Source organism: Maribacter aurantiacus (genome assembly GCF_005780245.1).
GTDB classification, from domain to species: Bacteria; Bacteroidota; Bacteroidia; order Flavobacteriales; family Flavobacteriaceae; genus Maribacter; species Maribacter flavus.
Genome location: NZ_VBUK01000007.1, coordinates 55,772 through 71,394, shown reverse-complemented (window position 1 = coordinate 71,394; position 15,623 = coordinate 55,772). Strand labels below are relative to the sequence as shown.

Annotated in this window: 9 protein-coding genes; 6 read left to right on the top strand and 3 right to left on the bottom strand. The window is 43.7% G+C overall.

The window, feature by feature from the left end; translation table 11 throughout:
* Window positions 1–2: 2 nt before the first annotated feature.
* The 3 genes from FEK29_RS12235 to FEK29_RS12225 all read right to left on the bottom strand — a co-directional run bounded on the left by FEK29_RS12235 (window position 3) and on the right by FEK29_RS12225 (window position 4,660).
* Window positions 3–1,283: a sugar isomerase gene (locus FEK29_RS12235; RefSeq protein ID WP_138258725.1), complete on the bottom strand. Its 1,281-nt coding sequence runs from the start codon at window positions 1,281–1,283 to the stop codon at window positions 3–5.
* Window positions 1,284–1,357: 74 nt separating this feature from the next.
* On the bottom strand, window positions 1,358–3,463 hold the full coding sequence (locus FEK29_RS12230) for a bifunctional aldolase/short-chain dehydrogenase (RefSeq protein WP_138258724.1): 2,106 nt from the start codon (window positions 3,461–3,463) through the stop codon (window positions 1,358–1,360).
* Between the two features lie 174 nt (window positions 3,464–3,637).
* Window positions 3,638–4,660 carry a GntR family transcriptional regulator gene (locus FEK29_RS12225; RefSeq protein WP_138258723.1) on the bottom strand — a complete coding sequence of 341 codons (1,023 nt, stop codon included), beginning with the start codon at window positions 4,658–4,660 and terminating at the stop codon, window positions 3,638–3,640.
* Between the two features lie 178 nt (window positions 4,661–4,838).
* Between FEK29_RS12225 and FEK29_RS12220 the strand changes: the two genes are divergently transcribed.
* The 6 genes from FEK29_RS12220 (at window position 4,839) to FEK29_RS12195 (ending at window position 15,603) form a co-directional block, all read left to right on the top strand.
* Window positions 4,839–8,453: an alpha-L-rhamnosidase gene (locus FEK29_RS12220; protein WP_138258722.1), complete on the top strand. Its 3,615-nt coding sequence runs from the start codon at window positions 4,839–4,841 to the stop codon at window positions 8,451–8,453.
* A gap of 108 nt (window positions 8,454–8,561) precedes the next feature.
* On the top strand, window positions 8,562–9,263 hold the full coding sequence (locus FEK29_RS12215) for an NUDIX hydrolase (RefSeq protein WP_138258721.1): 702 nt from the start codon (window positions 8,562–8,564) through the stop codon (window positions 9,261–9,263).
* A 46-nt stretch (window positions 9,264–9,309) separates the two neighbouring features.
* Window positions 9,310–10,227, top strand: coding sequence for a sugar phosphate isomerase/epimerase family protein (locus FEK29_RS12210; RefSeq protein WP_138258720.1), 918 nt, complete (start codon window positions 9,310–9,312; stop codon window positions 10,225–10,227).
* A 9-nt stretch (window positions 10,228–10,236) separates the two neighbouring features.
* Entirely contained in the window at window positions 10,237–11,604 is a 1,368-nt protein-coding gene (locus FEK29_RS12205) for an FAD-binding protein (protein WP_138258719.1), read from the top strand.
* 52 nt (window positions 11,605–11,656) lie between these two features.
* Window positions 11,657–13,267: a carboxylesterase/lipase family protein gene (locus FEK29_RS12200; RefSeq protein ID WP_138258718.1), complete on the top strand. Its 1,611-nt coding sequence runs from the start codon at window positions 11,657–11,659 to the stop codon at window positions 13,265–13,267.
* A 20-nt stretch (window positions 13,268–13,287) separates the two neighbouring features.
* Window positions 13,288–15,603 (top strand): glycoside hydrolase family 3 protein, encoded by a 2,316-nt coding sequence (locus tag FEK29_RS12195; RefSeq protein ID WP_394347773.1) that lies wholly within the window; start codon window positions 13,288–13,290, stop codon window positions 15,601–15,603.
* The last annotated feature ends 20 nt before the right edge of the window (window positions 15,604–15,623 follow it).

The window sequence follows — 15,623 nt, the reverse complement described above, 5'->3', positions numbered from 1 at the left end:
GCTTAAAGTCCCGATGCTACCGAATGAAGACCTCTTTCTTTTATCAATGTTTCCCTTACTTTTAGGTTTCGATAGGTCCGAATAGGTGAGAGGGCTCCGCCTCGTGCCAATCGGGCTTTTTCCAATAAGGGTCTTACATCGGTCCGGTAGGCAGATTGTATAATTTCTTGGCAAAGTGCCACATCATGCGCTGCTTGGGCTTCCCTTAATTTATTTTGATTGATAAGCATTGCTTTCGCATATGCTTCCTGAATGGCTTCCAAGGACTGTATCAAGTCCTCTAGCGGATCTTTGATATTATGGCTTGCATCGATCATCCAAGCCGGATAGGGATTTTGGGGATTGTGCTGCATTCCTTGTACCAGTTCATTAAAGATAAGGAAAAGGGCATAAGGCTTAATGGAGCCTACGGTAAGATCATCATCCCCATATTTACTATCGTTAAAGTGAAAACCTCCCAATTTTCCCTTGAGCATGAGCGTCGCAACGATCTGTTCAATATTGGTATTGGGCAGGTGATGCCCCAAATCCACCAAGGTATACGCCCTATCGCCACAAGCATTGGCCAACATAAACGAAGTACCCCAGTCCTGAATTACTGTGCTGTAGAAGTTGGGCTCATAAGGTTTGTATTCAATAAAAAGACTCCAGTCTTCGGGCATGGAATTGTAAATCTTTTTTAAGCTATCCTCCGTATGTTGAAGTGCCGATTGAAAGTTCCCCTGTCCCGGGAAATTGATGCCATCGGCCAACCAAACCGTTAGGCTTTTGGAACCTAGTTTCTCCCCAATTTTGATGACATCTATATTATGCTGTACTGCTTGGTCCCTTGCGGCATCGCTCGTATTGCTGAGTGAACCGTATCTGTAACTTTCCTTGGCATCTTTTTGATCTTGAAAAGTGTTTGAATTTACCGCATCAAAAATCAGATCATGTTCGGCAGCTTTTTGTTTGATGGCTTCATAATCTGTTGGTATATCCCAAGGTATATGTAGTGAGATGGCACCTGCCGTTTGGGTCAATGCATGGAGGATACCTACATCGTCCATCTTTTGTTCCAAAGTGCCTGGCTCTCCGCCATAGGAAAAACGGCCAAAGCGCGTTCCTCCTGCACCCAAGGCCCAGCTGGGAATGGCCACTTGGAAGTCGGCCAGTTTATTTACAAGATCATCTACATTAATTTCTGATTTTGCCAAAGAATTGGACAAAAACTCAAATTTATCTTGATGATCTTGAAGTGATTTTTGATTATCTGATGCTATATCTGATTTGTTTACTATCATACCTTTTCATTAAATAGAGAAATTCCACAAGCAAAATGCTTGTGGAGATTCCCCTCAACTTAAAATTAACACGATTATCTTACAAATGCATTGGCCATACCCCCATCAACATTGATAATGTTTCCAGTGGATTTGTCCAATATGCCGACTAGGGCAAAAACCCCATTGGCAATGTCCTCTGGGTAGATAATTTCATTGAGTAGGTTTCTTTTGGCATAATGTGCGGGAAGTTCGTCTACTGTAATACCATAGGCCTTGGCGCGTCCTTCGGCCCATTCTCCTTCCCATATCTTACTACCAACGATGACACCATCCGGATTCACGACATTTACCCTAATCTTATCGGAGGCCAATTCTGCCGCCAGTAATCTAGACATGTGTTGTTGTGCCGCTTTGGCGGTTCCATATCCAACATTGTTGGGGCCTGAAACCAATCCATTTTTACTTGCTATATTGATGATATCCCCACCTAGTCCTTGCTGTCTCATGATGGCTACTCCTTGTTTGGCCAATTCAAATTGACCTTTCACCAATACATTTTGAAGGAGGTCCCAATCTTTTTCGGTCGTTTCGGTCAAGGGTTTTGAAATTGCCAGGCCAGCGCTATGAATTACAATGTCAATTCCTCCAAACTCCAAACAGGCTTTTTTATAGGCATCTTCAATGGATTCCGTTTTGGTTACATCGCACACCGCATAACTAGCGACATCCCTTGGATACGTTTCTACAGCTTCCTGTAAACGATTTTCGGCAATATCACTTAGAATTACATTGGCGCCTTCTTGGGCCAATTTATCGGCGATTGCCTTGCCTATTCCTCCACCCGCACCGGTAACTAGAGCTACTTTTCTTGAAAGTGGTTTTTCCTTGGGCATACGCTGTAATTTAGCCTCTTCCAACAACCAATACTCAATGTCAAATGCTTCCTGTCTTGGTAGTGATGTATATTCCGTTATTGCCTCTGCACCTCGCATTACGTTGATAGCGTTTACATAAAATTCATTGGCGACCCTAGTTGTCTGCTTGTTTTTGGCAAAACTGAACATTCCCACTCCCGGATAAATGATTATGACCGGATTAGGGTCACGCATGGCCGGGCTATTGGGCCGTTTGCAATTTTCGTAGTACTCCTTGTATTCCTCACGATATTTTTCGAAGGCAGGTTCCAATTTTTTCAATAATGCATCGGAATCGTGCGTGTCTTCGTTCACATCCAAATCCAGTACCAAAGGTTGGATTTTCGTTCTCAAGAAATGATCGGGGCAGGAGGTGCCCATGGGTGCCAATCGTTCCAAATCATTACTGTTGATGTATTCAAGAACGACATCACTATCGTTAAAATGACCGATCATTCTAGCTTCGGAAGAACAAAGTCCCCGTAATAAAGGCATTAATTGCGCTGCTTTTTCCTTTCGTTCTTTTTCGGGTAGTGAGGTCACTTTTTGTCCCCCGAAAACACTTCCATTCTCCTTGATTTTCTTTTCGATAAATTCAGAGGCCATTTCAATGACTTCCAAGCTATTCATGTAGCATTCGTAGGACGTATCGCCCCAAGTGAACAATCCGTGGCTACCCAATACAATACCACGAATGCCTGGGTTATCGTTCAGGCATTTTTCCAACTGAAGTCCCAAATCAAAACCGGGCCGCTGCCAAGGCACCCATCCCATGGTGTCGCCCCATATTTCCTTGGTCACCTTTTCGCTGTCCTTTGCGGCGGCCACCGCTATGAGGGCATCCGGATGCAAATGGTCAATATGTTTAAAAGGCAGTAGACCGTGGAGCGGGGTATCAATGGACGGTGCCTTGCTATCCAGATCATAGATACAATGATTGAAAAGACCCACCATTCTATCCTCATCTTCCAAACCACCGTATACATTTTTAAGATTACGAAGTCTTTCCGTATAAAGACCGGCGATTCCGGCCTTGGTCAAGGTTCCTATATCCCCACCGGAACCTTTGATCCACATGACTTCCACATCCTCATTGGTCAATGGGTCCTTTTCTATGGTCTTACAGCTTGTATTTCCACCTCCATAATTGGTGATTCGTAAATCCGCACCCAAAATATTGGATCGATAAAGAAACAAGGCAACCTGATCGTCCTCTAAAGCGGCCGCTTTCTCATCATCCCAGAGGTAGTCTACATGTTTAAACTTTTTCGTATGTGCATTCATTAAAACTTTTTTTAGTACAGGTATTATTATCGTTTTTTTGCCTTACACCTTAGTACCTATCTCTTTAACCTAAGAAAGGATTTTTTCCAGCACAGTACCTAAATGTAATGATTACAAGATTACATAAATCGGTTCTCAAACCTGTTCCGAACTGTTCTGTTACTTTTTTTAGTGTTACAATGACTTTCTGAGAATCACGTAAAATGGATTCTCCTTTTGGTGTTTTTGCTTATTGATGACGAGTTTTGCCGCTTCTTTTCCCAATTGTTCAAAATTGGTTGAGATTACCGTGATACCATCCAAGAGGATTTCCTTTAACGGGGTATCGTTGTAGGAAATGATGCCTACATCCTTGCCCAGCACAAAATTGGTTTCCTTTATTTTTTTGATGAGGATGACCAAATCGTTTTCCATAAGGTTGATGTAGGCCGTATCCTTTTCAATGGTCTCGTTCTCTATTTCCTCCACAATTTTAAAGTCATAGGCGTATTGTCCGCAGAATTTTATAAAGCCATTCTTTATTTCGATAGGATGATAGGTGCGTTTGCGCAAGAGTAATTTGATCTGTTTGTACTTTTTCAATTGCGGATTCAGTTCGGCAAGGGCCTCGTAAATATTCTTCTCAAAATCCTGGTAAATACATCCTACGGAATCACCTAACTGTTCTACGCGTTTATCAAGAATGACTAATTTTTCCGATGGAATATGGGTCTTTATAAAATTGATGAGGTCCTCTCCGCCTTCCTCAAAATGGCAAATGATGGCATAGTGCGTGTATTCCCTAGATTTGCTGGCCTCGATCAAATTCTTGAACTGCCTGTAATTATTGTCGTAAATAAAGAAATCAATGGTGGCGCTATCCCCTAGTTCCTTGGCGAAGGCATCGTAGATGATTTTCTTATGGGCACTTAGCTTATTGAACAACAAAAAGACCTTGGCCTTAAGGACCAAGTCATCTTTCTTGATGTAATAACCTTTACCGGGAACGGATTCTATGAGCTCCATTTTTTTCAGATAGTCATAGGCCCTTACGATGGTATCCCTGGATATATCGAACTCTATCAAAAGTTCATTGACCGATGGCAGCTTATCGTTCTTTTTGATGTCGCCATTTTCAATAGCCGCAAACAGGGAATTAATGATCTGTTTGTATTTAGGAACTTTGGAATCTTCAATTATGTCAATGAGATGTAGCATGGAAGGGTATAAATATTTTCGAATATACTAAATTAGGGAAGTGATATCTCTTCACTTTTATAATATATACCTAACAGTACGTAACGGTTGTTTTTAAATTAAGGAATATATTTCCGCACAAATTCTTCACCAAGTTTGAACTAAGAGATTGAAGACTCGAAAATTAAAATTGAATATTTTGAAAAGGATACTATCGCTTGTTACATTGTTTATATCAACGACAATTGTAATTGCCCAAACACCTACCAAAGAGCTCACTGTTGAATATTTGCCCACTCCCATGGGGATAGATGTGGATACCCCCAGATTTAGCTGGCAAATGGTAACCAATACGGAGTTGGTCGGTCAATTTCAGACAGGTTATCAAATACAGGTGCAAACTGAAGATGGTGATTTGGTCTGGGACAGTGGGAGGATCGCGAGTGATGCATCCTTGGCCATCCCATATGCCGGCGAAAAATTACAACCAAGAACACGCTATGCGTGGAATCTCTCGGTTTGGGATCAGGATGATAACGTTTCTACCAATGCTTCATGGTTCGAAACGGGCTTAATGGACCCTGATCCAAATTCCAGTGAATGGAACAATGCCCAGTGGATCGGGGGAGGGGATGTAGATATGGTACTGTACTCGCATTATTTGTCCGTCTTTAAGTTTGAATATGGGATGCAATTGGATCAAAAATCCAAAAGTACCAAAGCCTCTTTTGTGTTTGGGGCCAATGATCAGCGTCTAATGGACAAGGACAAGAATATTCAAGGGGTAGCTTCGGGAAAGGACGAGAGTTATATTCGTTTTGAATTGGATATTTCTGAAGTGGACGGTTCTGAATCTGGATTGGCAAAATTCAATGTATATCGTGTAGGATATGCTCCTGAAGATAGTGATGAAATGCCATTTCGCAGTTATGATATTCCATTGAACTTGATCAATCAGGAAAACAAGTATCAAAACCATACTTTTCATATGGCTTGTAATTTTGGCCTGTTTGAGATTTTTTTGGACGGATGGGAGCCTGCTAATAAAATTTCGGGCAATGACGATACCAATCCACCACCTAGGGGTCGGGTTGGTTTTAATCTAAATCCTGTCGGAAAGGGGAATGACTATATTAGTTTTCCAATGGTGGCGGATATCGGCTTTTATGTAGGAGAAGGTCAAAAGGCCTATTTTTCAAATCTCCAAATCAAAAACTTTAGGGCGCCATCAAACGCATTGTTTTCCGAGGATTTAGAGGATGCCGATTCGTACGACGGTATTTTTAGGAAAGCTATGGAAAATAATGCCGATCTCGTTATAAAGCCAAATGGCTTATCCATTTCGGGAGGAAAGGAAGGAAATTTGATTGTGGCCGATCCAAGCAGAAATGCCGCGCCTATGCTTAGAACCACTTTCGATATAGCGGATAAAAAAGTAGCCAAGGCAAGATTGTACGTTACGGCCAGAGGTATTTATGAAATGTACCTGAACGGGGAGCGGGTAGGAAATGATTATTTCAATCCCGGGTTGACCCAATACAACAAGACACACATGTATCAGACCTACGACGTCACGAATATGGTGGGAAAGGAAAATTCACTGGGTGCATGGTTGAGTGAGGGTTGGTGGAGTGGAAATATTACCTATAGCGGTGAGCATTGGAACTTTTTTGGGGATAGGCAATCACTACTAGCCCAATTAATCATTACCTATGAGGATGGAACTGAAAAGATGGTCACCAGCAATACCGATTGGAAACTATTTACAGACGGGCCAATTCAATATGGTAGTTTTTTCCAAGGGGAGGTATATGACGCGACCAAGGAAGCTGTCATCGAAGGCTGGTCTACAACCGGTTTTGATGATGCATCCTGGAAATCTGTAAAGGAGGTTTCGTTGGGAGGTACCACCTATCCAGATGATGGTTTAACATATGAAAACCTTGAAATAATTGGCCAAATTGGGGAAAATGCTTCTATAGTAAAAGAATTAGAACCCGTGTCTATGGAAGAAGTAAGGCCTGGGGTGTATGTATATGACATGAACCAAAATATGGTAGGTTTTCCAGAAATTGTGCTTCCTCCGGGGAAGGCCGGTGACACCATAACCCTGCGGTATGCCGAGGTCAAGTATCCTGATTTAAGGGAATATGACCCCAATGTCGGTATGGTCATGTTGGAGAACATTAGGGCCGCCCTTACACAGGATATCTACATAAGAAAGGGTGGGGAGGAAACCATAAGGCCGCGTTTCACCTTTCACGGTTTTCGGTTTTTGGAAATTACGGGGGTCGATACCCCGGTACCCATGGAAAATATAAAAGCGTTGGTCATCAGTTCCATTGATAGTCTTTCATCCAATTATGAAACCTCCAATGAATTGGTGAACAAACTTTGGGAAAACATTACCTGGTCCTTACGCGGAAATTTCCTATCCATTCCAACGGACACCCCTGCTAGGAACGAGCGTATGGGCTGGAGCGGTGATATCAACGTATTTTCAAAAGCATCTACCTACTTGGCGGACGTGGAGCCTTTTTTGGATAGGCATATGCTCGCCATGCGAGATGTGCAACGCGAGGATGGACGCTTTACCGATGTAGCTCCGGTTGGGGGCGGATTTGGCGGGACCCTATGGGGAAGCGCCGGTATTATTGTGGCTTGGGAAGTGTATCAACAATATGGTGATTTGGCTTTATTGGCCGAACATTATGATGCCATGAAACGCTATGAGGCATTTTTAAGTTCAAAAATTAATTCTGAGACAGGAGTTATCAATGAAGGTCCCTTGGGCGATTGGTTGAGTCCGGAAGGATTCAAGAACGAGGATACGGCTTTTTGGACAGCTTACCATCTTAGGGATTTGGAAATATTGACAAAAACCGCAAAGCTGCTCGGCAAAGAAGCCGATGCCGAAACCTTCCAAAGGAAATATGAAGAGCGTAAGAAATTCTTCAATGACACTTATGTTGATAGTGAAACCGGTAAATCATTGCATCTTGGAAACCAAAGCATGCGTTTTGGCCCTCCTTTGCCGGAGGACAAGCGAAAAAAGGCGGGCGATTTTGTGGACACCCAGGCATCCTATGCGATTCCTTTGGATATGGGTGTTTTGAGTGAAGAAAATAAAGGGAAGTCAATTTCTAACTTGGTGACCACGATTCAAAGAACTAATGAGGACGAGCTTGGAATAGTCCGTCCCGAATATTCCTTAATGACCGGTTTTATTGGGACTGCGTCGCTGAACCATGCGCTATCGGAAAATGGAAAGAATGAGATGGCATATAGGTTATTGCAGCAGACCTCTTATCCTTCTTGGTTATATTCCGTAAAAAACGGAGCAACAACCATATGGGAGCGATTAAATTCCTATACAGTGGAAAACGGATTTAGCGGCAACAATAGCATGAACTCATTTAACCATTATTCCTTTGGGGCAGTGGCCGCATGGATGTATAATTATTCCTTAGGAATCGAGCGTGACGAGGGCAATCCTGGATTTAAACATTTTATCTTACAACCTATACCTGATCCAGATAAGGAAATGACATATGCCAAAGGGTATTATGATAGTATGTACGGACGCATTGAAAGCGCTTGGGAATGGACCGAAGGTGGGTGGAATTATACCGCAACCGTTCCCGCCAATACCAGTGCTACATTGTATTTGGATACTGATTCCATTAAGAAAGTTTTGGTTAATGGCAAGAAGCTTAAAAAAGCGAAGGGTGTCAAAATTATCTCAAAGGGTGAGACTAGTCAGATACAATTGGAATTGATATCGGGCAGATATATGTTTGAAATAAGTGAGTAGTGGATTAAGGAATCCTTTCAATTATTGTCTCATTTTGTTACAATAATGCTTTGTTTTCTGTCCATTTTGTTCGTTATTTGATACTTTGGGATTTTAAAAGTACTGAATTTGAGTAGTTCAAAAGAAAAGCGGGATTATATTCAGAATGTGTCATATGATTCCGTCATATTCGGGTTTAATGGTAGCCAGCTGAAAATCCTTGTGTTGGAATACCACAATACCGGCTATTTTGCATTGCCGGGGGGATTTGTCAAGATGGACCAAAGTCTGGACGATGCCGTAAAAAACGGCGTCAGTCAGCGTACGGGATTACAGGATATTTACTTGGAGCAGTTTTACACCTTTGGAAGTTTGGAAAGGTCAGACCCAAAGATCATGGAAAAGATCCTTACCGAAAACAAACTGGATTTGGAGCAACACCAATGGATGTTGGGCAGATTTCTTTCCATAGGCTATTACGCCTTGATCAATTATGAGGAGGTGAGTCTAAGGCCCGATGAACTTTCGGATAGTATCAACTGGTATTCCATTGACGAACTGCCTCCACTGATGATGGATCACAAGGAGATGGTGGATAAGGCGCTTGAAGTCCTACGCGTTAATCTGGATCGAAAAATCGTTGGTACCAACCTGCTGCCCCAAAAGTTCACCATGCGGCAATTACAGGAGGTATACGAGGCCATTTTGGGCGAAAAAATACGTCGTACCACTTTTCAACGAAAAATGCTGTCCATGGAAATACTGGTAAGGCACGAAAAACTGTTTCAAGGAAAGGCGCATAAGGCACCTTACTTATACAGTTTCAAATAAGCATTTTGAGTTTAAACATAAATCGATAATTAGTAACAACATGAACATGAAAAAAATAATCTTAAATGTATTTGTATTGGTTGCGGCTGGGTTGGTCTTTTCCTGTAAGGAAAAAGCCGATAAGGCAAGTGAGGCAACGGAGACTCCAGCGACTGTAGTGGAGGAAGAGACTGATTTTGGTGGATTGGCCCTTTATACCGTTCGGGAAGACATGGGTACCGATGCCAAAACCACCCTCAAGGCGGTGGCCGATGCCGGCTATAAAAATATCGAGGCCGCAAGTTATGCCGATGGGAAATTTTATGATATGTCCCCAGCGGATTTCAAGGCTTATTTGGCCGAGGTAGGTTTGACCCCGGTAAGTACGCATCAAGGTTCCGTTACTTTGGAGAATGCCGATCAGATGATGGCCGATGTCATGGCGGCCGGTTTTGAATACTTTGTGGTGCCCGTTCCCCCAATGGGAATGTTTACCTTCAATATGGAAGATAGGACCATGGGCATGAAAGGTACGGCCCAAGAATTGGCCGATATTTTGGACACCCTGGGCGAAAAGGCGAATGCGGCAGGTCTTAAACTGTTGTATCACAACCATGATTTCGAGTTCAAAAAAGGAGATAACGATGTGGTTATGATTGACTATCTCTTGGAAAACTGTAATCCGGAATTTGTAAACTTCCAAATGGACCTGTATTGGGTGACCAAAGCAGGTGCGAACCCTGTAGCGTATTTTGAGAAATATCCGGGCCGATTCAAATTATGGCACGTAAAGGATATGGACGACCAGGGCAGATTTGCGCCCGTAGGTGAGGGAACCATTGATTTCGGTAGGATTTTAGCGAAAAAGGAGCTGTCCGGTATGGAGTATTATATGGTAGAACAGGATATGACCTTTGACGGACTTAAACCGCTGGAAGCCATTAAAATCAGCCATGAGGGCTTGAAGAAGTTCGGATTTGAATAAACACCGAACATGAAACGTAAAACATTCATCAAAACCACCGCGGCTTTTGCCGCGGTTACCGCTATTAATCCTTTGGCTTCCTGTAAAATGGAAAAGGCCAAAATGTCCGAAGATTTGCCTTTGGATCCTATCCGTAAAAACTGGGCCGGCAATTATACTTATAAAGCGGAAAAACTTCATGTTCCAAAAACGGCTGAGGAGGTTCAAAAACTAGTGAAGGAATTGGGCGCTCAAAAAGCCTTGGGGTCCAAGCATTGTTTCAACAATATTGCAGATAGCCCCTTGAACCAAATTTCGACAGAAAACCTTAAAGGGGTTCTGGAATTGGATGAGGAAAACATGACGGTTACCGTCGGTGCTGGGGCCAAGTATGGGGATTTTGCCCCGGAACTTCATGACAAAGGATATGCCCTGCATAATCTAGCTTCCTTACCACACATTTCAGTTGCTGGAGCCTGTGCTACGGGGACCCATGGTTCAGGTGTAAAAAATGGAAATCTTGCCACAGGTGTCGCTGCCATTGAATTGGTGAACGGAATGGGTGAATTGATTACCTTAAAACGGGGCCATGAAGCCTTTGATGGTGCCATCGTTAATTTGGGTGCCTTGGGCATCATTACCAAAATGACCTTGGATATCCAGAAAACTTTTGAGGTGCGCCAGGACGTTTTTCAAGAACTGCCCTTGGAGTCCCTTCAGGAAAATTTTGAGGAAATTTTATCGGGGGGATATAGTGTGAGTCTTTTTACAGATTGGCAAGACCAAAAAATAAGTCAGGTTTGGGTCAAGAGAAGAACGGATGAAGAAGTAAAGGATTTGGGCGATACTTATTTTGGTGCAAAGGCCGCCACTAGAAACCTTCACCCCATTACGGAATTGTCCGCAGAAAACTGTACTGGCCAAATGGGAGTTCCCGGACCTTGGTACGATCGCCTGCCCCACTTTAAAATGGGCTTTGCGCCCAGTAGCGGAGAGGAATTGCAATCGGAATTTTTTGTACCCACGGAGCAGGCACTGGATGCGATTTTGACCTTGGAAAAAAAGAGGGACCTTATTTCTCCGCAATTAATGATTACCGAAATACGTACGATAGCGGCAGATGATTATTGGATGAGCCCTTGTTATCAGCAGGATTGTGTGGCCATCCATTTCACATGGAAACAAAACCCTGAAGAAGTTGGGGCGCTTATTAAAATGATTGAGGCAGAACTGGAGCCATTTAATTACAGACCACACTGGGGCAAACTCTTTACCATATCACGGGAAAAATTAGCCAGTAGGTATAGCAAATTCAACGGCTTTCTGGCATTGGCCAAGCAACATGACCCAGAAGGGAAATTCAAAAATGATTATTTAAACACGAACATTTATTCCTAGTGGTCCTACTAGGATTTTCTATGAATACCAAGTTCATTCAAACACGAAGAAAATGAAAAAATTAGTACTAAATGCGTTGTTTCTGGCAATGACTACTTTGGCCACAATGGCCCAAGAAGTGACCACGGGTAAGGATGTAGCCGTTACGAATACGGAAAGTGGCAAAGTTCGCGGATATATCCAAAATGGAATTTTTACCTATAAGGGAATTCCCTATGCCAAGGCGGAACGTTTTGAAGCATCCGTAAAGCCCGGAGCCTGGGAAGGCGTACGCAGTTCCACCATGTACGGTCCTGTGGCTCCTTTGATGACGCCTACCACTTCGGTTCAGGACGAATCGGAGTTTGTGTTCGATCATGATTGGGGCTATACCAACGAAGATTGCCTTAGTTTGAACGTTTGGACCCCAAGTATTTCGGATAGCAAAAAAAGGCCCGTTATGTTTTGGATTCACGGCGGTGGTTTTACGGCGGGTTCAAGTCATGAACTCCCTTCCTATGACGGGGAGAACCTCAGTAAAAAAGGGGATGTGGTCGTGGTTTCCATCAATCACCGTTTGAATGTATTGGGCTTTTTGGATTTATCGGCTTATGGAGAAAAGTACAAGCACTCCGCCAACAACAGTATATTGGATATGGTCATGGCCCTGGAATGGGTAAAGGCGAACATCGGGAATTTTGGTGGCGACCCCAACAATGTAACCATATTTGGTCAGTCTGGGGGTGGGGCCAAGGTGAATACTTTGATGGCCATGCCCAAGGCAAAAGGACTTTTTCATAAGGCCATCAACCAGAGCGGGGCCATGAGAAGCGGTATTTTGGAGAAGGAAGATACGCAGGCGATAGCGGCGGAAACCATTTCTATTTTGGGATTGGATGCCTCCAACATCGATAGTATTCAAAAGATACCGTTCCAAGTGTTGGCCGATGCCAGTGCCAAGGCATTACAAAATGTCGCCCGAAAAATGAAGGATTCTGGAAAGCCGGTCATAGGTTTTGGACTGAACTGGGGGCCCAGCAGGGATGGGGAGGATTTGCCTTATCAGGTAAATTCAGACGAAGCTTTTGAGTTGTCCAAGAACATTCCTTTAATGATAGGAACCGTTAAGAACGAATTTGCACCATTCGCCAATATGCGGTTTTTGGAAGCTAACGAGACCGAAATTATGCAACATATCAAGGATACGTACAAGGATAAGGCCGATGATTACATCGCTGCGGTTAAAAAGGCCTATCCAAATGACACGGACCCTAAGGACTTATTGGACGTGGATACCAGATTCCGACCAGGTGCCGTGGCACAGGCAAATACTAAATCAAGCTTGGAAGGTGGTGCCGATGTGTATATGTACTTATTTACGTGGCAATCCCCGGTTTTTGACGGCAAATACAAATCACTACACTGTATGGAACTACCCTTTGTTTTTAATACGGTGGACAAGGCAAATCAAATGACCGGTGGTGGTGCAGAGGCACATGCCTTGGCCGATAAGATGAGCCAGGCGTGGATTAATTTCGCCACAACAGGAAACCCCAACACGGATAATTTACCGGAATGGCCTGCCTATACAGAAGAGAATACGGCAACCATGCACTTTGATGTCAGCTGCGAGGTGAAGCCCCAATTGGATAAGGAACTTTTTGAATTGACATCAAGCCTTTAACCACACTCAAAATATAAAGTTTGCAAATATTTCATAAAGTATCGCCTTTGTTTCTTTGCAGTCTTGCACTGGTAATCGCCAGCTGTGAAACGGCTCCCAAGTTTACGGAGGAAGTAGTGGACGGCCATTCCCTGGTTAAAAATACAGGGGGCGCTACCTTAGGCTATCACTCGGAATCTGGAGTAAAACTATTGACAGTTGAAGGTTTTGCATTCAAGGACCTAAATAAGAACGGGGAATTGGATGCCTATGAGGACTGGCGACTGACCGTGGATGAAAGGGCATTGGATTTGGCAAAGAAAATGAGCGTTGAGCAAATTGCTGGACTTATGTTGTACTCGGGTCATCAATCGATTCCGGCAAGGCCGAATGGGTATTTCTCAGGCACCTATAATGGAGAACCCTTTACTGAGGGAAAAACGGATCCGTCCGAATTAACAGATCAGCAGAAAAAGTTCCTTGAAACCGATAATTTATGTCATGTGCTTATAACCACGGTACAGTCCCCCGAGATTGCCGCCCAATGGAACAATAAATTACAGGCTTTTTGTGAGGGTGTTGGCTTGGGCATACCGGCCAATAATAGCTCAGATCCGCGACACGGCACGGTGGCCCGTATGGAATACGATGCCGCTTCGGGTGGGGATATTTCCATGTGGCCCAGCTCCTTGGGCATGGCAGCAAGTTTTAACCCAGATTTGGTGAGGAAATTTGGTGAAATAGCGTCCAAGGAATACAGGGCCTTGGGAATTACGACAGCATTGTCGCCACAAATCGATATTGCCACGGAGCCCAGATGGGCACGCTTTAATGGCACTTTTGGCGAAAGCACAAAATTGGCCGCCGATATGGCACGCGCCTATACGGACGGATTTCAATCGTCCCAAGACGGTGGTTGGGGTTTTGAAAGTGTCAATGCCATGGTCAAACATTGGCCTGGCGGTGGTTCAGGTGAAGCGGGTCGCGATGCCCACTACGGTGCAGGAAAGTATGCGGTATATCCAGGTAATAATTTCGATGAGCACATGACCCCCTTTTTAGAAGGTGCCTTTAAACTTAATGGCGGTACTAAAATGGCCTCTGCGGTTATGCCCTATTATACCATTTCCTGGAACCAGGATACCAAGAATGGGGAAAATGTAGGGAATGGTTACAATGAATACATAATAAAGGATTTACTCCGTGGAAAATATGGATTTGATGGGGTGGTCTGTACGGATTGGAGCGTGACCCATGAGCATACCGTTATGGACAATTTCATCGATGGAAAACCTTGGGGACTGGAAAACCTATCCGAAGCTGAACTTCACTACAAAGCCTTGATGGCCGGTGTGGACCAGTTTGGCGGTAACAATAACGCCCAACCTATTTTGGATGCCTATGAAATGGGTACAAAGGAGCATGGGGAGGAAAAAATGCGGGCACGAATGGAGCAATCCGCAGTACGTCTTTTGAGGAATATCTTTAGGGTTGGTGTTTTTGAGAATCCGTACGTGGCACCGGCGGAAACGAAAAAAGTGGTAGGTCAACCGGCATTTATGAAAGCCGGATTCGAAGCACAGCTTCAATCCATTGTCCTTTTGAAAAATATGAACAATGTGCTTCCCTTGAAGGAAATGCAGAAAGTATATGTGCCTAAGCGCTACGTGGCGGCAAGCCGAAATTTTTTGGGTATGGAAAGTCCGGCCACCAACGATTATCCGGTGAACATGGATTTGGTCAAAAAATATTTTGAGGTGACCGATGATCCAAACGCTGCGGATATCGCATTGGTTTTTATAGAAAGTCCCTCTTCTGGAATAGGGTATGATAAGGCCGATGTTAAAAAGGGTGGTAACGGGTACTTCCCGATAAGTCTGCAATACGGCGATTATACGGCGACCGAAGCTCGGGCGGAAAGTATCGCAGGCGGTGACCCGTTGGAAGATTTTACGAATAGAAGCTATCGAAACAAATCGGTTTCCACAGCAAATAAGTCCGATGCCGAATTGGTAGTGAGAACAAAATCGCTCATGAAAGGCAAACCTGTATTGACAGTTGTACATACTACCAACCCCATGGTCTTCTCTGAAATCGAAAAACAATCCGATGCCATTTTAGTGGGCTTTGGGGTGCAGGACCAGGCACTTTTGGAAATCATATCAGGAGAAGCCGAACCATCGGCATTGCTGCCTTTTCAAATGCCGGCAGATATGGCCACGGTAGAAACCCAATTTGAGGATGTACCAAGGGATATGGTGCCGTACACGGATGCTGCTGGAAATGTATATGATTTCGCCTTCGGACTAAATTGGAATGGGCTCATTACCGACGAGCGTGTTTCGAAGTATAAATAAAAAATCAAATAACCAATTGA